Source organism: Paenibacillus sp. 1001270B_150601_E10 (assembly GCF_015558675.1).
In the GTDB taxonomy this organism is placed as follows: Bacteria; Bacillota; Bacilli; order Paenibacillales; family Paenibacillaceae; genus Paenibacillus_B.
In genome coordinates this window covers 177,811-198,384 of record NZ_JADMOL010000005.1, presented here as the reverse complement: position 1 = coordinate 198,384, position 20,574 = coordinate 177,811, and the positions used below count along the sequence as shown (strand labels likewise).

Genomic DNA, 20,574 nt, shown 5'->3' with positions numbered 1-20,574 from the left:
GATGACTGGGAGATCATTATCCCAGCGGCGGTTCTGATGAACCATGAATACGCGGCTTGTACGCTTCGCTGCGTCTAGAATATCTTGGAGTTCTGCCGAGTCCATCGCGACAGGCTTCTCACAGATTACATGCTTGCCTGCCTCCATGGCCTGAATGGCAAGCTCCTTATGCACATCATTTGGCGTTGCAATCAGAATCAACGCAACTTGAGGATCATTCAGCATGTCCTCATAGCGCTCATATCCTTTATACCCGAGCGTTTCCCCATGCTGCACGCGATCAGGCTTAATATCACATACGCTTACGACTTTAATGCTTTTATTGCCTTCTAATGTGCGGCTGTGGTGTTCCCCCATACCGCCGAATCCAACAATACCAAGTCCATATTGTTTGTTTGTCATGTCGTATCACCTCAATTGGTTAGCTATTGACTCTATTATATAGGATACGTCTAATGTATGAAAGAAGCGCTTACAACTCTGTGCCGTTTGTCACATTAACATGATTTCGATTCACCCTTGCTAAGTCGGGTACGTACAATAGTCTAACAACAGGTGACCTACGGGAGGTTCGATATGATTTATGTAGCAGGCAGTGCTGATTTTCAATTGGACGAATCTCAGCTCACATATCTGGAGCGTCGCATTCTGGACGAGAAGCGAAGAAGCAATGAGATCTATGTCTATAGCTCACCAGCATCCTTAATCCATGAATTGAAGGTAAGAAGTCAAATCGTCGCTGCGGCAAATGAACTGTCGCGCAGTGGTGTGAACTTTGCGGATTTTAATCGCTCAAAGAGCAATCCGGTATATTGGAATCGAACGGCAAATGGCGGGTTTCAGCTTGTGAGTGGACAATCGCCATCTGATGCAATTCGCGATATTTTTAATAACGGGCCTTTATATGCCTTTGAATGTGCGACAGCCATTATCATCATTATGTACAAGGCGGTGCTAGAGACGATTGGCAAGGAGGCGTTTGATCGGTACTTTACAGATTTGTATTTGCGTGATTGGAATGTGGACAGCGATCTTCGTTTCGTCACCCATCATAACAACCAAGCCGTCTACCCAGGTGATGTGCTGTATTTTGAGAATCCAGACCATGATCCTTTACAGCCTTGGTGGCAGGGAGAAAATGTGGTCATGCTCGATAGGGACTTGTATTATGGGCATGGCATCGGGGTAGGCTCCGGTGAAGAGATCATTCAGGAGTTGAACCAGTATCGGAAAAGAGGGGCGAGAACATCCGCATTTCTGTCAGACATAGTCCTGATGCCGGATTATGAATATATACGAAGGCTTATGGAGAATCGCCATCCGCTTGATATTTTACAGTCATGCAGCGGTAATCGGATTGCCGCACGCATAGGCTCTCATCTCTTTGTGGCTGATTATTAAAAGCTTGCTCATATGCCGATATATACAATGAACGTTATTCGTCAGAATGAGCAGCGAGGTGATAATGGGATGAACATTCAATCAGGAACGAAAATGAACCCCCTGCTTGAGCTTGCGCTTGGCGGCGGATCTCTAGGCTATAAGCAGCAGGTGCTGCAGAATATGCAGACACGGGAGCATCTTCATCATATGGAGATTCAGATGAAGGAGCTCTCGAAGGAGCAGGCGAAGTCCAAGCCTGAGAAGGATGACTCGGCTAAGCATGGAGAGGCGAAAGCCGTGAATGGCGATGGAGATGAGGTTGTCATCTCGGAAGCTGCATTGCAGGAGTATTCCAGTCATGCAGCGACATCGGCGGAATCACCATCGGCAGAATCATCGTCTGGAGCCGCTCAGTCGAGCACGAAGCAGAGCAGCGAATAGCGAGTACCATAAGCGATCAACTCGTTAAATTTCGGGTTGATCGCTTTTATATAAGCCTAACTTTGCGGGGGACATGGCTCGTATCCGATTCGATTCATGGAAGCAAGCTGTGACAGATTAAGTAACGAATGCGAATATGCTCTCTGAAATCGGCAAGCCTTGAATAAGATGTAAAGAAGAATCAGTAGTGCTAGGACAGGGAGAAGATGTGACATTTTTTATTCACACTTTCTCCGCTGTTCCCATTGACAGATGGAAATGTAAAGGCTTATATATGAAGTGACATGAAGTAGGATCAAGCAACCTAGATGAGATGGATAGGTGAAATGAGGAGATACCGTCATGAGCATTAAGGCTATTCTGGTTGGTGCAGGTGTTCGAGGGGCAACCGTATATGCACCGTATGCGCTGAAGTATCCGGATGAACTCACATTCGTAGCTGTTGCAGAACCAGATGATGAACGCCGAACATCGTTTGCAAAGAAGCATCATATACCTGTTGAACGTCAGTATAAAGATTGGAAGGAAGCCTTAACCGAGTCGCGAGATGCAGATGCGGTGATGATCTGCACCCATGATCGAATGCATTACGAGCAGACGATGAACGCACTGGAGCTTGACTATCATGTTCTGCTGGAGAAGCCTATATCGCCGTTTCCGATGGAATGCTTAGCGATGGAGCGGAAGGCGACGGAAAAAGGACGATTGCTGACGATATGCCATGTGCTGCGATATACACCATTCTGGTCGACCATTAACCGTCTAATTCGCCGTGGTGATATCGGTAACATCGTCAGCATTCAGCTGACCGAGCATATCGGATTTGCTCATATGGCACATAGTTATGTCAGAGGGCATTGGAACCGTTCAGAAGAGTCCAGTCCGCTTATTCTGTCCAAGTCTTGTCATGATCTTGACCTTATTGCATGGCTGATGGGACAGGATTGCAAGCGCATCAGCTCCTTTGGTTCCTTAACTCACTTCCGTCCAGAGCATGCGCCTGCGGGAGCGCCCAAGCGTTGCTCCGATGGTTGTCCGCATCTGGAGTCCTGCTGCTATGCGGACTTTCGCTATTACCTTGGTGAAGGGCGCCGACATGCGGCACACTTCACAGAGGATTTGTCGGATGAGGGAATCTTGCGAGCACTGCCGCATACGCCTTATGGGCGTTGTGTTTATGCTTGTGACAATGACGTAGTCGATCATCAAATTGTCAATATGGAGTTCAAAAATGGTGCAACGGCTGCCTTCCACTTGTCTGCCTTTACCCATGACAGTACGCGGCGCGTACACATTATGGGTACACATGGGGAGATTCAAGGAAGTCTAGCCGATCAAACCTTCAACGTATTTGACTTCGCGAGCGGCAGCCAGAATCGGGTTCAAGTGCAGGATGGAGGCAAGGAAGGCACGGAATCGATGCTTAGAGAGTTCTGTAGGCAAGTAAAGCAGCATCACACAGCACCTGCTTTAACATCGATCGAGGCATCCATTCAATCTCATATGTTGGCTTTTGCCGCCGAGGAATCCAGGGTGCAGCAGGGGACGGTTATCGACCTTCCCGCTTTCATTGAACATCGTAAACATCAGCTGTATGTGGAAGCTACACGCTGATCATATGCTCTTATCTCAGCCGCCTTCTTTGGGCGGCTTTTTGTTGGTGTTGGCGTCGTGCGTTTCCTCTATTGCGAGTCCTTGCTTTAGTGTTTCTTTGTTGTCTGGCGCTGGACGAGCCCTTTATCATTTTTCTGATAGGTTGACGTCCGCGTGGGAGCTGACGACGTCCAATGGCTGATGGAGAAGAAGCAGCTCGAGTTGATGTCTGCGGTATCGCTGCAAGGTGCCCGTAGTGAATAAGAGAGAGATGAGGGGAAGAAAGTGCGGTCTGAACAATAGGATGCGTCCACACACTGAGCTCGGACTCATATCGTTCCGCGCTGCTTCTGACTAGTGGCCCAGGGTGACACATGATCTCGGTCGTGCCTTTGCGCAAGGAGGAAAGATGGCGAAGCAGCTTATCCATATCACTTTGTTCGTGGTACGTGTCGAGAATAATGAAGTTTGTTGTTTGCGGGGGATAAAGCCGATTTTTTGATAAGGGGTGAAGTCTTGTAGGAAGGCTATGCCTAAAGGCGAATTCGGTAACGACATTATAGACCGTGTCGAGTTCTAAATGAATATGATGATGGGAATCGATATGTGTAGGTGATAGGCCTTCCGCGAGCAGCCGGTTATATTGGGATTCTAATTCTACTTCTATATGCTCTGCCCGCCATAGATGCTTTTGCATGGTAAAGCTGCCTGCTGAATCAACTAAGGACGGAATAAGAGAGGGTGGAGAGAGTGCCTTGCCGCTTGTCAGATTAAAGTGCAGGCCTACACCTAGTGCTGGAAACGACCTAGATAAATGGACGGCATTCATGAAGGCAGCCTCATTGGCCATTAATGTAGTGCTGGTAATTGCGCCTGCTCGGTATGCGGTGATGATGCCATGATTGATGGACTCCGACATGCCAAAGTCATCCGCATTAATGATAAGATAGAATGTCATGGCAGGGTTATCCTTTCTAGACTTTTCTAAACGCTGCTGTTAGCTGTGAACAATATGGTTTATCTTATGCCAGTCTCGCAGCATAAACACGGGACAGAATATTCATTTTCAAGAGAGGAGCAGGGCCCTGAACAAATGGACGGCAGTGGGGTTCACTAGCTCTTTAAAGAATGATAAATGCAGTTCGATACTCGCTGCTGAGAAGGATTTTGCTTTTACTGGGAAAACCAAGTACACTTCAATATATCCCGTTTGAATAGGGGGAACGTTGGGATGAATTCGAAATATATAGCGGGGATCTCTCTCATTATCATGGCAGCGGGGTTTCTTATTACCCTTGCTTTGCCTGATTATACATGGATTCTAATCTTGCAGGGCGGCTTTGAGGCTGGCCTTGTAGGCGGCTTCGCTGACTGGTTTGCCGTGACGGCGCTATTCCGCCATCCGATGGGAATTCCCATTCCGCATACTTCCTTGCTGCTCAAAAACAAGGATCGCATCGTTCAATCCCTTGTATCAGCGCTAGAGACAGAGCTGCTGAACAAGGAGAGCATTGAGAAAAAGCTGCGCGGGTGGAATCTTGTAGAACGTGCGACTTCCATGGCGACAAAAGCGATTCAGAAGAAGAAGGTTCGCGCTCAGCTCATAGACTCCGTTATTACCTTCGTAGAGAAGCTTCCTCTAGAGAAGCTGTCTCCCATGATCCAATCTGGGCTTGCCTCCTATGTGCGCAAGGCAGAGCTTCATGAAGCGGTAGATAAGCTAGCAACCTATCTCATTAAGCAGGGCTATGATGAGAAGGCGCTAGACTATGTGCTTCAGCAGGTGGAAACTTGGGCAGGTCGCTTAGAGACGAAGCGGATGCTAGGACGACTCGCCAATGAGAAGATGGGCGAAGTGAAGCTTGGCGGCTTAATGGGCTTTGCATTCCAAGCCTTTGCCGGCTTTATGGATGAGGATAAGCTGGGAATTCTTTTACAGAACATGATCGCGTCATCCATTCGAGATTTGAAGGAAGAAGACAACGAATACCGAGCATTGATTATCCGCGAGATTCGCGTTCAGCTATTCCAGCTTACATCGAATGAAGAGAAGATGGAGCGTGTAAAGGCGTGGCTGCTGGAGCATATTGAGCAAGAGCGCTTCGAAGACATGATTAAGGAACGGATGGAAGACATTCGAGCGATGGCGCTGAAAGCCCTTGTTCGAGAGCGTGACAACGGCGGCCGCCTTGTCCTTAAGGGCTACCGTGTCCTTGTAAATCAGGTACGGGCCAATCCGGAGTGGATTCACGAACTTGAGAATAAGGTAAGCCAAGCTATTGTAAACGTGGTGGAGAATAACCACTACCGTATCGGACAGCTAGTCAAAGAGAATGTGGATCAAATGGATGATGAAGCGCTGGTTGAGATGCTTGAAGGCAAGATCGGCAAGGATCTGCAATGGATTCGTGTCAACGGCGCCCTCTGTGGCTTTGTCATCGGACTTGCACTCTCTGTGTTGAAGATGCTGCTGTAATTGACAAGTTGGATATATAGTCGCTTAGAGTCTGTCTATGATGGCAGGCTCTTTTTACAAGCAAAAGATTCGATTTGACGCTAATACTTGACATCTACGAAAAAGAAGGTGACTCGCATGCATGTACTGATTGCCGATGATGAGCCTCATATGCTTAACATTCTTGAAGCGTATTTCTCGAGAGAGGGCTTTACGGTATCGACAGCCCAAGACGGGGAAGAAGCATTGGAGCAATTCTATGCGCAGTCCTTCGACCTGGCGGTGCTGGATTGGATGATGCCGCGCAAGAGCGGTGTTCAGGTCTGCAAGGAGATTAAGCCCTATGGCATGAAGGTCCTTCTGTTAACAGCCAAGGGTGAGGCAGAGGATGAGCTTGCTGCGCTTGAAGCAGGGGCAGATGACTATGTACGAAAGCCTTTTGATCCAAGAGTATTGCTTATTCGTGCAAAGAAGCTGCTTCAAATGGAGAATGACGTATGGATTGGACCGCTGCGAGTGGATATGGCAGGTCAGAAGATCTATAAGAACGATGTAGACATTCAGGCAACCAATCGTGAATTTCAGCTTATGAAATGCCTGATTCAGAATCGTGGGAGAATCATGACCCGAAAAGCACTGCTTGATCATGGCTGGGGCTTTGATTATGAAGGAGAGGAGCGTACGGTAGATACGCACATTAGGCGTCTTCGTGAAAAAATTGGGGATGATCTGATCAAGACGCATCGCGGCATCGGCTACAGCTTGGAGGAGCAGCATGAGTAAGCTTGGCCTAAAAATATTCATCCGTATGTCCTTGGTCGTCATTGTTGTCTTTCTCATCACCTTCCTGACGAATCGATACTTGCTGCCCACCTATATGGTGCATCAGCATAAGGTTCACCTGAACAAGCTGGTGGATGAGATTGAGGGGCTTTCTGTAGAGCAGGTAATCGGACGGATCGAGCAGCTTCGACAGAAATATGATGTGACGATTGTTCATACGCCATATCTGCATAATGAGAATGAGCTTAACGGCAATGTGAAGGATTTATTGAATCGGCAAGGAATTACGCTGAGCAAATTCTGGATTTCTTCATGGAGCATGGACAAGCTCAATCAGCACGAGACTGTGATGAAGCTGTACAGCCAGCAGAAGCTGAGCACAAGCTTCCTTGTCGCCTTTGTCAATAAGGAGGACACTTTGTTTGTTATGGGTGATTCCATTGCTCAAGCGATGGACCCTCTTTATATAGCCAATCAGTTCTATGTGTATATTACATTAGGTGGGCTTGTCCTTACGATCGGACTGTCTTGGCTTATAGCTAGACGAATCGTTCGCCCGCTTGCCAAGCTTGAAGAGACTGCGGAACACATCTCGAAGCTATCGTTTCAGCAGGTGCACATCAAGACTGGGGACGAGATCGAGACGCTGGCTGAGAGCATAAATAAGATGAGTGTCAGCCTAAAAGATTCCCACCAAGCGCTTCAGGATCGAAACGACAACCTTAAGGCATTTATTTCGAACATCTCTCATGAACTTAAGACGCCGCTTTCACTTATTAAAGCTTATGCAGTAGGCATGAAGGATGGCCTGGATGATGGGACATACCTTGATGTGATTGAGCAGCAAACGGATGAGATCCAGCATATTGTAGACAAGCTTCTCCGTTTATCGCGGCTTCAGACGGAGACGTATGTTCATGAACAGGTGGATATGCGTCAGCTCCTAAAAAGAACATTAGAACGCTATCTGATTCCTTTGGAGCAGCATGGTCTTCGATTTGAGCTTGTTGATACTGCAGAGCATGCGATTGTCCAAGGAGATTCGGATAAGCTCGACATAGTGCTCGACAATCTGCTTAGCAATGCCGTGAGCTATGCATCTGGCCGCGTTATCCACGGTGAGCTCAGGAGCCAGGATGGCAGGCTTCAAATCAGCATCACCAATGAGGTAAGCGAAGGGACATCTCTTGATGCCGATAAGCTGTGGGAACCCTTTTATGTCGGCGAGCAATCACGTAATAAAAAGCGAAGCGGGACAGGTCTCGGCTTGTCCATCGTAAGAGCCATTGTGCTAAAGCATGGAGCAAGCCCTCGTATCTCTTTGAACGATAGGCTCTTCATCTTCGAAATGGAGTTGCCGCTTATAACCGAAACGCGTGATAACTAGTCATGAAGGGATTATGCACCGTTCATACGGTTGATTATTCAGGTCATTAAACGATGATTATGGCTGCAAATCATTAACGGGATATATTGAAGAGAAGATTCTAACAATTGGAATAAAACATAGGTGCTGCGGCTGAGGGCTGCAGCCCTTTTTTTTCGTCATATTGGTGTAACAAAGGCAACGTATGATAATGGCAGAGCAGTTGGTGGACAGCTTACGTTAGTCTATCACGATAAGGACTGCGACCATATTGAACGAATTAGAAGGGTGATCAACATGGAAGTACGCTGGACGAAATTTGTATTAGCAGCCTTTATTATTATCTTAACCTTGTCTGTCGTATGGGGATATTCAAAAAGCCAATCGGAGGCAGCTCATACGTCCTTGATGGATGCGGCCCAGGAGCAGGAGCTTTATTAGCTTGAAAAGGAAACGTTCCTATCGCCAGTGGGTGAAGGCTGCCCTTCTTAGGATCATCGTGATGATTGTCATGACTGGGGGCACCTACGGCTATAGTGCCTATATTGAAACAAGAATGTTAAGCATCACGAATCCCGTCGTTATTACAGACCAGCTTCCAAAGCCGCTTCAGCAGCTGAAGATTGTTCAGTTCAGTGACACACATTTGGGTAAAGGCTACTCTGTAATGCAGCTGGATGAGCTTGTCCATACGATAAATGATCAGCATCCAGATATCGTCGTGTTTACAGGAGACTTGATTGACAAATTCCGATTCTTCACCGACGGAAGAGGACAAGTTCCCGAGGTCTTATCCAAGATCGAGGCGCCATTAGGGAAATATGCGGTGTATGGCAATCATGATCGTGGTGGCGGAGCATCCTCCTATTACCGAAGCTGTATGGAGCAGGCAGGTTTCAAGCTGCTAGTGAACGAGCGTTATGAAATACCGATAGCAGGCAATCAAAAGCTTGTCATCTCTGGACTAGATGATTATTTGCTTGGAAACCCTGAACCTGAAAGCACCTTGTCTCGGCTTCAAGAGCAAGACTATAATATCGTGCTTGTCCATGAGCCGGATGTAGCGGAGACATGGGGGCATTATCCGGTAGATCTTATCCTCGCTGGCCATAGCCATGGCGGCCAGGTTCAACTTCCCTTGATCGGCCCGGTTATTACGCCGCCTTTAGCGGAGAAGTATGTGGAAGGGCTGTATGAGCTTGAGGGAGAGCATCGCAGCCGATATCTATACGTCAATCGAGGGATCGGAACGACAAGAAAGCCGATACGATTCAACAGCAAACCAGAGCTTACCGTGCTTTCCATTGTTTGTCCAACCTCTTAACATCAAAAAACAAACATCATCATTAGCATCACCGTGTGCAAGCATAGGCTTAAGACGGTGGTGCTTTTTATGATGTCCATGGTGCGTTTTTTTCTGCAGAACTCCGTTATAGAAATTGGAGAGGAACACAGCCTCACAACATGGAAGCTCACATTCATGGTGTGACGGTTGAAACTTGCTGTGAATGAGCCTGATATGGTATTTCATGCAAAAAGGGGACAAAAGCACATAAATCAAGGAGTAGGCAAGATAATAAGACCATCTTGCAGCTTGTCTGTATTCTTAGAGATGCATTGTCCGAATTTAGGCCATAACAGGCTTGTATAATAAATATGAGTATAATTTCACACTTTACAGGATGATTGTGACAGGAGTAACATACAATTCTGAGCTTCGACACGTATGTATGTGTTTATATGATGTTTATCCAAATAAAGTGAGGGTGCTCCGACATGACTAGTAAAGTAAAACGTTTATTGATCGGAAGACCGATGAAGAGCACGGAACTGGAGGGAGAGAAGCTGGGCCGACTGAAGGCGCTGGCGGTATTATCCTCTGATGCCTTATCTTCCGTTGCTTACGGCACAGAGCAGATTCTCATTGTCCTGCTCACGGTCGGAACGGCCGCCTTTTGGTATTCGATACCGATCTCGATTGCAGTCCTTCTTTTACTGCTCATTCTAGTCTTATCTTATCGTCAAACGATATTTGCCTATCCCACCGGGGGTGGCGCATATATAGTTGCCAAAAATAATTTGGGCGTATCTACAGGTTTGCTCGCAGGCGGATCGCTTCTCATTGATTATATTCTGACGGTAGCGGTAAGCTCTTCGGCTGGAACAGATGCGATTACATCGGCCTTTCCCGCCCTTCATGATCACAAAGTAATCATTGCCATCTTGATGATTACGTTTTTGACCATTATGAATCTCCGCGGGGTGACGGAGTCGGCCTCGGTTCTCGCTATCCCAATCTATTTGTTTGTGGTGGCGATCTTCATTCTGATCCTATCTGGCGTTGTGAAGTACTTGGCAGGCGGAGCAACCGCTGCGGTACCGGATATAGAGTCGGCAACGGCAAATATCAGTTTATTTCTGCTGCTTAAAGCATTCAGCTCTGGCTGTTCTGCTCTTACGGGGGTGGAGGCCATGTCGAATGCCGTGCCGAACTTCAGAGAGCCGTCGGAGAAAAATGCAGCAGCAACGCTCGCTATGATGGGTATCATTCTTGGCGTCATGTTCCTTGGCATCAGCCTCTTGGCTTATTGGTACGGTGTTGTCCCTAATGGCAAAGAGACCGTTGTCTCCCAAATCGCAGGCGCTGTATTTGGTAGGGGAGTCGTCTATTACATCATTCAGGGTGTAACGGCCTTAATTTTGTTTTTAGCGGCTAATACCGCCTATTCCGCTTTCCCGCTGCTCGCCTATATGCTTGCGAAGGATAAGTTCATGCCTCGCATGTTCATGGTACGCGGAGACCGGCTTGGTTTCTCCAACGGGATTATTATTCTTGGCGTTCTATCTGCTTTGCTTGTACTGGTGTTCGGGGGTCATACGGCGAACCTGATTCCATTGTATGCAATCGGTGTATTTATTCCATTTACCCTGTCTCAGCTAGGCATGATGATTCGCTGGATGAAGCTGAAGCCGCAGGGTTGGCTGTTGAAATTTCTTGTGAACACAGTGGGAATGCTGACCACACTCATGATCTCCCTGATCTTTTTGATCACGAAGTTTAGTCAGGTGTGGGTCGTCTTTATTTTCCTGCCAACAGTGATGTACATTTTCCACCGAATTCATAAGCATTATCTCATCACCGCCGATGAGCTTCGAATCGATATACACGAAGAGAAGCCAAGTGCCAAAGGCAATACGATTGTCGTCCCAGTAGCGGGCATTACCAGAGTGGTCATGAATTCCCTTAGTTATGCCAAGTCGTTGACGGACAATGTGGTTGCTGTATATGTAGGCTTCAATGATGAAGACATTAAGCTTATGGAGAGAAAATGGGCCGAATGGGATCCGGGGGTGCGTCTCGTTGTCCTTCGATCCAGCTATCGCAGCGTGATTCGTCCGCTTGTCAAGTTCGTAGACATTGTCGAGAGCAAGCAGTCTGAGCATGATCATGTAACGATACTTATCCCGCAATTTATACCACGTCATTGGTGGGAGCATGCACTGCATAATCAATCAAGCGTCATGCTGCGTGCTTACTTTATCAATCGCAAGGATGTGGTCATCGCGACCGTTCCTTATCACTTTCAGCAATAACAAGCAAAGCCTGCAAGCGCCACTGTTCAAATGGACTTGCAGGCTTTTTTCATTTTAACGGATAGAGACATGTTGTGATGGTTGAAAGCAGCTTCTTACATCTCTTCCAGCATCAACAGATCCTTAATGTCCTGTTCGGTTAAGATGGATGGGGATTCACTGTCATTGGCATGGATGACCTCGTTGATGAGGTCCTTCTTCCGCTGCTGCAGCTCGACCATCTTCTCCTCAATCGTACCTTGAGTGACAAGGCGAATAACCTGGACAACCTTCTTCTGTCCCATGCGGTGGGCACGATCGGCAGCCTGTTGTTCAACGGCAGGGTTCCACCATAGATCATACAGGATCACCGTATCTGCACCAGTTAGGTTAAGTCCTGTACCTCCGGCCTTAAGCGAGATGAGGAAGACAGATTCCTCGCCTTCATTGAATCGATTACACAGCTCAAGCCGCTCGCGTGAAGGCGTATTGCCGTCCAGATAGAAGCAGGATAGACCAAGCTGGGATTCAAGCTCCAATCGGATTACCTTCAGCATCTCTGTAAACTGCGAGAAGATCAGCATGCGCTTGCCGCTTGCGATGCATTCCTGCATCAGTTCAAGCAGGAGCTCGAGCTTCCCGGATCCGCCATCATAATTGTTCAGGAACAAGGATGGGTGGCAGCAGAGCTGACGAAGCCTTGTTAGGCCAGCAAGAATTCTCATGCGACTCTTCTGGAAGCCATCCTCCCGCAGCTGTGTTCTGGTCTCCTCCTTAAGCTGAGACAAGTAAGCCAAGTACAGCTTCTTTTGATCAGGATACAGCTCCGTTTTCTGCAATGTCTCGATCTTCTCCGGCAGCTCCGTGAGCACATCCGACTTCATTCGACGAAGAATAAACGGTCTCACCTTAAGCGCGACATGCTCGCGAGACAGCTCCAGGAAGTGTCGTCGGCTGGTGAATAGGTCTGGGAATACGGCATCAAAGATCGACCACAGCTCCTCAAGTCGATTCTCGATTGGAGTGCCTGTGAGCGCAAAGCGCTGCATCGCCTTAAGCTGCTTCACGGCATGCGCCGTCTGCGAGGCGTGATTCTTGATAGCCTGCGCCTCATCAAGAATCAAGGTACGGAAGCGAAGGCCAGCATACGCCTCGACGTCTCGGCGGAGAAGCGGGTAGGACGTGATGTACACGTCCGTCATCTCTGCATGAGCGTTATCCTCCATAGGCTGGATGAGCGTATGCCGCTCTTCCTTCGTGCCAGCGACGACAACGGCACGGATGTCCGGAGCGAAGCGGGACAGTTCATACTGCCAGTTGTACAGCAGGGAGGCTGGAGCCACGATGAGGCTCGGCTGCTTCGCTTCACGCGCTTCCGTAAGCTGAGACTGCAAGAAGGCGATGCTTTGCAGCGTCTTCCCAAGTCCCATGTCATCGGCCAAAATGCCGCCGAAGCGGTAGTGCGCGAGCGTTCGCATCCAGTGATAGCCGGTGCGCTGATAGTCGCGCAGCACCGACTGCAGAGGTCCCGGAACCTCAAAGTGGAGGCTTCCTGGATTGCGGATATTGGCAAGCAGGTCGCGCAGATCTTGGCCGAGCTTCACTGAGGCAGAGCCATAGGTGTCCTCTTCATCAAGCAGGTATAGGCCCCGTGTGATCGACAGGCCAAAGTGCGCGCCTTGAACCTCTTTTTGCTTCACGCCCATGCCGCTCATCAGCTGTGAGATCTTGCGGAAGCGAGCGTCATCGAGCCACAAGTATGCTCCGTCCTGAAGGCGATAATATTTCTTTTTCTCCACGAGATGGGTAAGCAGATCCTTCATTTCATCCTCACGGATGCCCTCCATCTCGAAGGAAACATCAAGCCAGTTCATCTGGGTGTCTACATCCACAGACAGCTGTGGAGCGGCATTCCTCATACGCATTGAACCTTGCAGAGCAGGCGTGGTATAGATGCTCACCCAACGCTCCAAGCGCGGCAGCAGATAGAACAAGAAATGCGCGATGTCCTCTTCTTGATCCATATAAAGAGAGGTTCCATTATATTTAAAAGCCGATTGCTCCATCAGGCCCATGATGCGATCTTCCTTCAAGACGTCGCGAAGCCGTATCTGTTCAGTGGGCTCGATATCATCAAGATCCTGCTGCATCGGCTCCATAACCTCTTCGCCGTAGTGATAGGTCAAGCGTGCGAGCAGCCTGCGATCCGCCATATCCAGATAGAGCTTCGCCTCAAGCGGCACACGAACGAGCCGCTCTTCGATGCTTCTGTCGATATGAACGTGGCTGATTCTAGCCAACTCCGGCACAACTCGTGCCATGAAGAGCGGAAGCTGCTCGCCTGCAAGGAGCAGGGGATTAGCCGTCTTGGTTAATTGCTTCATCTCGCTTAGCTGCTGAATCTGCTTCGGACGAAGCGGATAAAGCTCTCTGCCCGACATCGCAAGTCCATAATGCTCAATCAGATCCAGCTCTGCAAGACCGTCACAGGACAGCTCATACAGTCCCTGTCCATTTTCGTACAACTGGAAGTGTACCGGGACCTGTTCCTCTGAAAGCACAACGCCAGGATAAGCAATGCCATGTGCTTCAAATCGCACCTGGCAATGAGCAAGCAAGGCGAGAATGCGCGGCAAAGCAAACGGCGGGATATAGAGCGCTCGTCCTTGATTGAAGAAGCCGCCGCCGCCATAGCTGCTCAGGCTCGTCTGGATCACATTCCGGTACGCTGTTTCATTCATGCACAGCTCGCTAAGCGCCTGCAGCGCTTCCTCGTCCTGCTTGCGGAAGCGATATAAGGAGGGCTCCCAGGTGAAGCCCTTGCCAAGCGTATACTCCTGCTGGCTTGCGATATGCTCCAATAGCTCCTTGATATGCGAGACAACGTACGTACGTATCGTCCCTAGCTTAAGCTCAATGGCAAACTGCGGAGGCTGCGAGATCGGCTGCACGAAGCGGCAGGTATACTCTACGGTTAGCGGGATACGTGCCTCCGCTTCCTCTTCGCTTAAGAGCAGTGCTTCCTCTTCACTTCCTCCCTCGAATAAGGAAATAAGCTGGGAGGCGGCGACCTGTGCAGGAGATGGCTTCATTCGGGCTGCAGCCCCCTCCGATCCAGTCGCAGCGCCTGCGTGCTCCCCTCGTTCCATGGAGCGGATATCGAACAGGGTGGCTGCGATGTGCTTGCAATAGGAACGGTATGTGCCGTAGGCCGGGCAGGTGCAGGAAGCTTGGGTCACCTTATCTCCTTCAAACACAATGCGAACATGATAAGGGTCCGCTCCGCGCACAATAGCCTGATAGACGCCGTCACTGGTGCGATATTCTTCTTTTTTAACGCGGTGCTCTCTAAAATAAGCTTCGCCTCTGCGATAGGCGCTCGTTCCGCATAAACTTTTGATATCGGATAATGACAGGGCATGACTCATGGGTGTACGTCCTCACTTTGTTCACTCGATTCAACGTTCATTCTGCTATTCTATGTTCCATTATGGGCAAATGATGATGAAATCACAACGTTCATGCACAATTCATGCTCAAATGATTTGCCTGAAGGACAAAGAATCGAGTAAAAGCAACGCGTACCTCGGCGTTACCAAGTATGAATCTCGCTCCCGCTCATGAGATGCTGCTTATATAATCGGCAATATTCACTTCCATCCCGTCAATAGACCTTGAGCACAAACCTTGTGCATAACTGGAATAAAAAAGCCCTACGTTCATAGAACGAGGGCATGCTTTTTCATTTGCACAGTAGATGCATCCTGTCAGATCGATTCATCTTGTCATTGATCCAACAAGGAGAAAGTGCTTGGCTGCATCTCCATTGCTTATTGTCCAAGCTGCTGAATCTGATTCGTCAGCTCGGTAATGCTCTGCATGGTCTTCACCAGCTCGGACTGCTGGATAGCCTCGAGGTCGATGGTGTTATTCGTTATTTGCGTGATATACGTATTAATCTCCTGCAGGAAGGTCTCGTTGTATTGACTCAGCTGATCGTGGATATCCTGAGCGAAGGCAGGCGCCTCCAACGCATTAAACTGATTGATTTGCTCTTTCATTTGCTCAAAAGCATTGGTAACTTGATCGAGCGCTTCCGGATTTGTTAAGGCATCCTGAGCCATGTTTGGCAGCTGTTCGGCAAAGCTAGAGACGTCATTGACGTAAGTCGTAGCTTCGGTGACATAATTGAGCGATTGATTCACATTGTCCAGCATAGAGCAGCCGGACAGGAGGCCTGCAAGCAGCAGCAGGACCAGTAAACGTACTTTCATCGATGAGCCCCCTCGAAAGATTTGTTTTCTATTAATACTTTGTTTGAGAGGAGATGGTTTCATTTTCCTGCATTATGGTGACACGTTCATCTGAAGATGCTGAACAGGGAATAAAGGTCGATGGGACAGGTGGTACATGTTGCGATGCTGTCCATCCTCGCTTAGCAGAACAAGACCGTCATAGCTCGCTTTCATGGCTGTCATGTGGCTTGACGAACGCTTCTGGTCTGATGGCGTGAGGTGAATCTGAATGGTACGGCTGAAGTCATGCGGTTCGAACACGACGCGCTGAAGCGTAATATTCGGTACCGTGTATGCCTCATTCTGGGACTGCCAATCGGAAGACAATAGAACAATCTTTGCCACGACCGGTGTCGAGCTTAGATTTCTTCCTTGAATGACACAGCTCCCATTTCCCTCGTCGGTCGTAAAATCCCATTGGCAGGTGGACAATGGTCTCGTATCGTCAAACTGAATGGCGTAGATGCCGCTTGCCGCATGCTTTTGAATGGCATCCAACATGAACGGAGGCGCAGAACCTATAAACATGAAGGCCAATAGAACGGCGATCACTCTTCCTCGTCTTAGGGACTGAACGAGGGCGCTCAGGCAGGCAACGAAGAAAAGGATTATAAGGATGCTTGTAATGTGAACGGTAGAACCTGGTTCGGGCTTCCATACAGGTATCACATGGAGCTGAAGCAGCAGATGTTCAGTCAGCGGATATTGATGAGGGAATGGAATGACCAATATAGATAGCAGCCCAATCCCAATAATCGATTGGTAATACAAACGCTTGTTTTCGATTCGGCTGTTTGTAGGCATAGGCGTGTAAGGGCGGTGTGGTTGATATAAGAGAAAGCTGAATACGAATCCGCCGAGCAAGCTCCAAACCGTCATGCTGTACAACATCTGTGTAAATATGGATAAGGACGTCGTCGTCCATCCAATCATGATTCCAAAGAGGATGAATGAGAGGACGGTGCCTAACCCGAAGCATGTATAAAAGGATGAGGTAAGCTTTTTCATGCTTATGTTCTCCCTCCTAATAATGAAAAAGGATGATATTCATAAATGTTAGACGGAGCCTGGCAGCTACTTGGTTTCCCCTGGTCTCTTGCTAATCATATCCTTACTCATAAATGTACGCCTTTAGGATACTTTCTCCCTTGACCTTAGCAAATAATGTGAAGTCCATCAATAAACTTCTCTATACATGAGTAAGCCGACCATGTATAATGTCAGGGATTATATGGATATTACTTGATGCTTTAGAAAGGGGAGAGTCCCATGCTGTTCACGAGCCGTTCATCTCTCAATGTGATTGATCATCCGTCTTTTCGGGATGTGGAGGCACAGTACAACGTTCTATATGCGATCTTAAAAGGTGAGGATGCGCTTTGCGTTCACACTAGGGAAGGAGATCTTCTGCTTGGACAGACGCCGGGATATTTCGCTTGGCTGTATCTGCAATCGGGACTAATGCCTGAGCGTAATGAGAAGCTGATTAACGAGCTTGTCGCATATCCTTATGAGTCGCGATTGCCAGGTGTAACAGGGGATTCAAGCCTAATAAGTGGGTTTGTTGAGCAATATGCGAGGGAGCATCATCTGACTCCAACCATTCGCATGGAGCTTCAAGCGTATCATTGTCCTCTTGTAAGCGAGCCGGTTGGTGTACGTGGACATCGAAGGACTGCGGCTGAAGGAGACGAAGAGGTCATTGCGCGATTCCTGGTAGGATTAAATGATGAGGCCATGAATCATAAGGTACAGCTCGAGGATGTGCGGCCGCGTGTGCAGGCCATGATCCCAACTGGCAATCTCCATGTGTGGGAGGTGGATGGGCAGGTGGTCTCTTTAGCAGCAGCAACGCATCGTTCGCCGCGTCATGTGCGCATTAATATGGTCTTTACCGATCCGAATCACCGCGGCAAACAATATGCGGGAGCCCTTGTAGGAGGCCTCAGCAAAGCCTTTATAGAGAAAGGCTGTACGCCAATGCTGTATGCGGATGCGAACTATGCATCTTCGAATAAGGCATACCAGCGTATTGGATTTGTGGAATGCGGCCGTCTAACAGAGTATCGCTTCGATGAGCAGACTGGTTAGGACTAGTTGGTAAATGTTATAAAAAGTTAACACTCTAAATGATCTAAATATGCTATAGGAGCCGGTCCTTTGGGCCGGCTTCTGTGTATAATGTCACAAATTTTATGTGTAAAAATTTCTATATAAGGTGTTGCAAAACTTCATTAAAGTGTTTATTATTTAGTAGTAAATTATTAAACAATATAACAGTTCAAGGGGACGGTAATCATGTCAGAACATCCGATGCTGCTCGAACTTCCAGTACTGTTCAAGAAGCTCGTAAAGCGTTCAACGCAGGAATGGAATCGTCGGGTGGGCGAGGAGATGTCAATGAACCAGTTCCGCCTACTCTGTATTCTCCGCAAGCAGGGCTCAACTCAGATCAATGAGCTGGCAGAGAAGCTTGGTGTCACCGCAGGCGCCATTACAGGAATGGCGGATAAGCTGATGGACCGCGGCTTAGTCGTGCGTACACGTATTTCTACAGATCGGCGCGCTGTGCTGCTAGAGATCACAGATGAGGGCAACGGTTATATCGATAAGCTTGCAGAGAAGCAGAGAGAAACTTTAATAGCCTTATTCGGCACTCTATCACAAGAAGACATAGAGCATTTGCAGCGGATCTTTACGGAGATGCTGAATAGGCTGGATCAAATCAAGGAGGAGTAGAGAGTTTTGGAACATTTATCACACAAGCGCAAGGTTACAGTGATGATGGCGATAATCGCAGCGATGTTCTTTTCATCCATTAATCAGACCATCGTAAGTACAGCCATGCCAAGGATTATCGCTATATTGGGCGGGATGGACCATTATACGTGGGTTGTCACCATTTATATGCTGACATCTACTATTGCAACCGTGCTTGTCGGCAAGCTGTCAGACATTTACGGGCGCAAGCCTTTTATATTAACGGGTATCGTCCTATTTATTATCGGTGCATTTTTATCCGGTTTTTCAAAAGATATTTTTCAGCTGATTGCTTATCGGGGGATTCAAGGCCTCGGGGCAGGGGTTATTATGTCCTCCGCCTTCACAGCTGTTGGTGACTTGTTCGCACCTCGTGAACGCGGGAAGTGGACGGGAGTCATGATGGCGGTATTTGGCTTCTCGAGTGTCATCGGTCCTGCACTCGGTGGCTTTATCGTCGATCATATGAGCTGGAAATGGGTATTCTGGATCTTCCTGCCGATCGGAATCGTCGCTTTTATTATGATCTTAACGATGTTTCCTAAGACGGCGCGCCGGGAGTCCGAGTCCATTGACTATTGGGGCTCGATCTTCCTGACACTGTCGATCGTTCCATTGCTGCTTGGCTTCTCATGGGCAGGCACAACGTATCCATGGGATTCTATTGAAGTGATTAGCTTGTTCGGCGCAGCGGTGCTCTTCTTGATCTTATTCGTATTCGTCGAACTGAGAGTCAAGAGCCCCGTTCTGCCGATGTCGCTGTTCCGCAATGATATCGTCACACTGTCTAATCTTATTGGATTCATTATGAACGCTGGCATGATGGGGGCACTCATTTACTTGCCGTTCTTCGTGCAAGGGGTTAAAGGGATATCGCCAACTTACTCCGGCTATGTCACGATGCCGATGTCGATTGCAATGGTCGTCATTAGTGCCTTTACCGGTAAATGGATTACAAAGACAGGCAAATACAAGCGCTATGCGCTGCTTGGGATGCCGGTTATGATTGCAGGTATGGTCATGATGGCCTTCATGAACAGCATTGGCATGGCGGTAGCCAGCATGATCGTCTTTGGTCTTGGCCTGGGACTTGGCATGCCGGTCTTCTCGCTTACCGTACAGAATGCAGTGAAGCCTACGGATCTTGGTGTTGCTACCGCATCCTCGCAGCTGTTCCGCAGCCTCGGGGGTACGATCGGGATCTCTGTTATGGGTACCATCATGGCAACAAGCCTAAAGAACAACATCGCAGACAAAATGGCTGCTAATGGCGGCGCCATGGATATGAGTAAGCTTGACCCTGCGACGGCGGAGAAATTCCAATTTTTAAGCGGGCCTCAAGCGCTGCTTGACCAGCCGAAGCTTGAACAGGTCCAGCAATCGCTTCCTGATGCGCTCCAGCCTGTGTTCAACCAAGTCGTCGAATTGCTGCGCGATGCGCTCAGCTCTTCATTGACGACAGTGTTCCTATCCGGCGCAGCATTGCTCGTCGTTGCACTCGTGCTTGTTCTTTTCCTTCGCGAGATACCGCTTCGAACTTCGAATAAAATGGAAGTGAGCGAGGAAGGCAAAGAGAAGGAAGCTCAGCAAGCAGCGTACAGTGAAGGACTTGCAGCAGATCCGGCTTTGAATAAAGCGTAAGCACTCTAAATACAAGATATAGGCTTAGAAGCCTATAAAGAAAGAAGCATCGTTTTTACCCGTGGGTAGAAACGGTGCTTTTTTTACGATATGGAACTGCAAATGTTCGGTATGAGACGGGCCCAGCATTCCATTTGTTGATATAACCTAGCTTGTAATCGCGATTGCGAATGACTAAAGCAGATTAAAGGACTCCCCATAGTTGCGCTCATGGCTTCGATAATGGAGATTTCATTTACAAATCTTTAATAGGCGCTTTAAATGAAGCTAACATAGATCCTTTA

General features: G+C 48.3%; 17 protein-coding genes. 12 read left to right on the top strand and 5 right to left on the bottom strand.

Annotated elements, in window-relative coordinates; translation table 11 throughout:
• Window positions 1-402: Gfo/Idh/MocA family protein (locus tag I2H74_RS24685; RefSeq protein WP_229106667.1), on the bottom strand; the 402-nt coding region annotated here is incomplete at its 3' end.
• Window positions 403-576: 174 nt separating this feature from the next.
• Here I2H74_RS24685 and I2H74_RS14045 point away from each other — a divergent pair.
• From I2H74_RS14045 to I2H74_RS14035, 3 genes are all read left to right on the top strand, one after another.
• Complete coding sequence (locus I2H74_RS14045; RefSeq protein WP_195574664.1) at window positions 577-1,401, top strand: protein-glutamine gamma-glutamyltransferase; 825 nt, start codon at window positions 577-579, stop codon at window positions 1,399-1,401.
• Window positions 1,402-1,470: 69 nt separating this feature from the next.
• Window positions 1,471-1,824: a hypothetical protein gene (locus tag I2H74_RS14040; RefSeq protein WP_195574663.1), complete on the top strand. Its 354-nt coding sequence runs from the start codon at window positions 1,471-1,473 to the stop codon at window positions 1,822-1,824.
• Between the two features lie 342 nt (window positions 1,825-2,166).
• Window positions 2,167-3,438 carry a Gfo/Idh/MocA family protein gene (locus tag I2H74_RS14035; protein WP_195574661.1) on the top strand — a complete coding sequence of 424 codons (1,272 nt, stop codon included), beginning with the start codon at window positions 2,167-2,169 and terminating at the stop codon, window positions 3,436-3,438.
• Between the two features lie 10 nt (window positions 3,439-3,448).
• Here I2H74_RS14035 and I2H74_RS14030 read toward each other — a convergent pair whose 3' ends face one another.
• Window positions 3,449-4,375 (bottom strand): carbohydrate deacetylase, encoded by a 927-nt coding sequence (locus I2H74_RS14030; RefSeq protein ID WP_195574659.1) that lies wholly within the window; start codon window positions 4,373-4,375, stop codon window positions 3,449-3,451.
• A gap of 273 nt (window positions 4,376-4,648) precedes the next feature.
• On the opposite strand from I2H74_RS14030, the gene I2H74_RS14025 reads away from it, so the two are divergent.
• From I2H74_RS14025 to I2H74_RS14000, 6 genes are all read left to right on the top strand, one after another.
• Entirely contained in the window at window positions 4,649-5,893 is a 1,245-nt protein-coding gene (locus I2H74_RS14025; protein WP_195574657.1) for a DUF445 domain-containing protein, read from the top strand.
• Between the two features lie 117 nt (window positions 5,894-6,010).
• Window positions 6,011-6,655: a response regulator transcription factor gene (locus I2H74_RS14020; protein WP_195574655.1), complete on the top strand. Its 645-nt coding sequence runs from the start codon at window positions 6,011-6,013 to the stop codon at window positions 6,653-6,655.
• A complete protein-coding gene (locus I2H74_RS14015) occupies window positions 6,648-8,042 on the top strand; it encodes a sensor histidine kinase (protein WP_195574653.1) in 1,395 nt (464 codons plus the stop codon). The genes I2H74_RS14020 and I2H74_RS14015 overlap by 8 nt, the downstream gene beginning before the upstream one ends.
• A gap of 123 nt (window positions 8,043-8,165) precedes the next feature.
• Window positions 8,166-8,462 (top strand): hypothetical protein, encoded by a 297-nt coding sequence (locus I2H74_RS14010; protein ID WP_195574651.1) that lies wholly within the window; start codon window positions 8,166-8,168, stop codon window positions 8,460-8,462.
• Complete coding sequence (locus I2H74_RS14005; RefSeq protein WP_195574649.1) at window positions 8,434-9,345, top strand: metallophosphoesterase; 912 nt, start codon at window positions 8,434-8,436, stop codon at window positions 9,343-9,345. The genes I2H74_RS14010 and I2H74_RS14005 overlap by 29 nt, the downstream gene beginning before the upstream one ends.
• Window positions 9,346-9,797: 452 nt before the next feature.
• Window positions 9,798-11,615: an APC family permease gene (locus I2H74_RS14000; RefSeq protein WP_195574647.1), complete on the top strand. Its 1,818-nt coding sequence runs from the start codon at window positions 9,798-9,800 to the stop codon at window positions 11,613-11,615.
• Between the two features lie 95 nt (window positions 11,616-11,710).
• Here I2H74_RS14000 and I2H74_RS13995 read toward each other — a convergent pair whose 3' ends face one another.
• From I2H74_RS13995 to I2H74_RS13985, 3 genes are all read right to left on the bottom strand, one after another.
• On the bottom strand, window positions 11,711-15,022 hold the full coding sequence (locus I2H74_RS13995; protein WP_195574645.1) for a DEAD/DEAH box helicase: 3,312 nt from the start codon (window positions 15,020-15,022) through the stop codon (window positions 11,711-11,713).
• 402 nt (window positions 15,023-15,424) lie between these two features.
• Complete coding sequence (locus I2H74_RS13990) at window positions 15,425-15,868, bottom strand: DUF6376 family protein (protein WP_195574643.1); 444 nt, start codon at window positions 15,866-15,868, stop codon at window positions 15,425-15,427.
• Window positions 15,869-15,940: 72 nt separating this feature from the next.
• Window positions 15,941-16,897 (bottom strand): hypothetical protein, encoded by a 957-nt coding sequence (locus I2H74_RS13985; protein ID WP_195574641.1) that lies wholly within the window; start codon window positions 16,895-16,897, stop codon window positions 15,941-15,943.
• A 261-nt stretch (window positions 16,898-17,158) separates the two neighbouring features.
• Here I2H74_RS13985 and I2H74_RS13980 point away from each other — a divergent pair, with 261 nt between their 5' ends.
• The 3 genes from I2H74_RS13980 to I2H74_RS13970 all read left to right on the top strand — a co-directional run bounded on the left by I2H74_RS13980 (window position 17,159) and on the right by I2H74_RS13970 (window position 20,290).
• On the top strand, window positions 17,159-17,980 hold the full coding sequence (locus I2H74_RS13980) for a GNAT family N-acetyltransferase (RefSeq protein ID WP_195574639.1): 822 nt from the start codon (window positions 17,159-17,161) through the stop codon (window positions 17,978-17,980).
• 207 nt (window positions 17,981-18,187) lie between these two features.
• Complete coding sequence (locus I2H74_RS13975) at window positions 18,188-18,628, top strand: MarR family winged helix-turn-helix transcriptional regulator (RefSeq protein ID WP_195574638.1); 441 nt, start codon at window positions 18,188-18,190, stop codon at window positions 18,626-18,628.
• A gap of 6 nt (window positions 18,629-18,634) precedes the next feature.
• A complete protein-coding gene (locus I2H74_RS13970) occupies window positions 18,635-20,290 on the top strand; it encodes an MDR family MFS transporter (RefSeq protein ID WP_195574636.1) in 1,656 nt (551 codons plus the stop codon).
• Window positions 20,291-20,574: the final 284 nt, after the last annotated feature.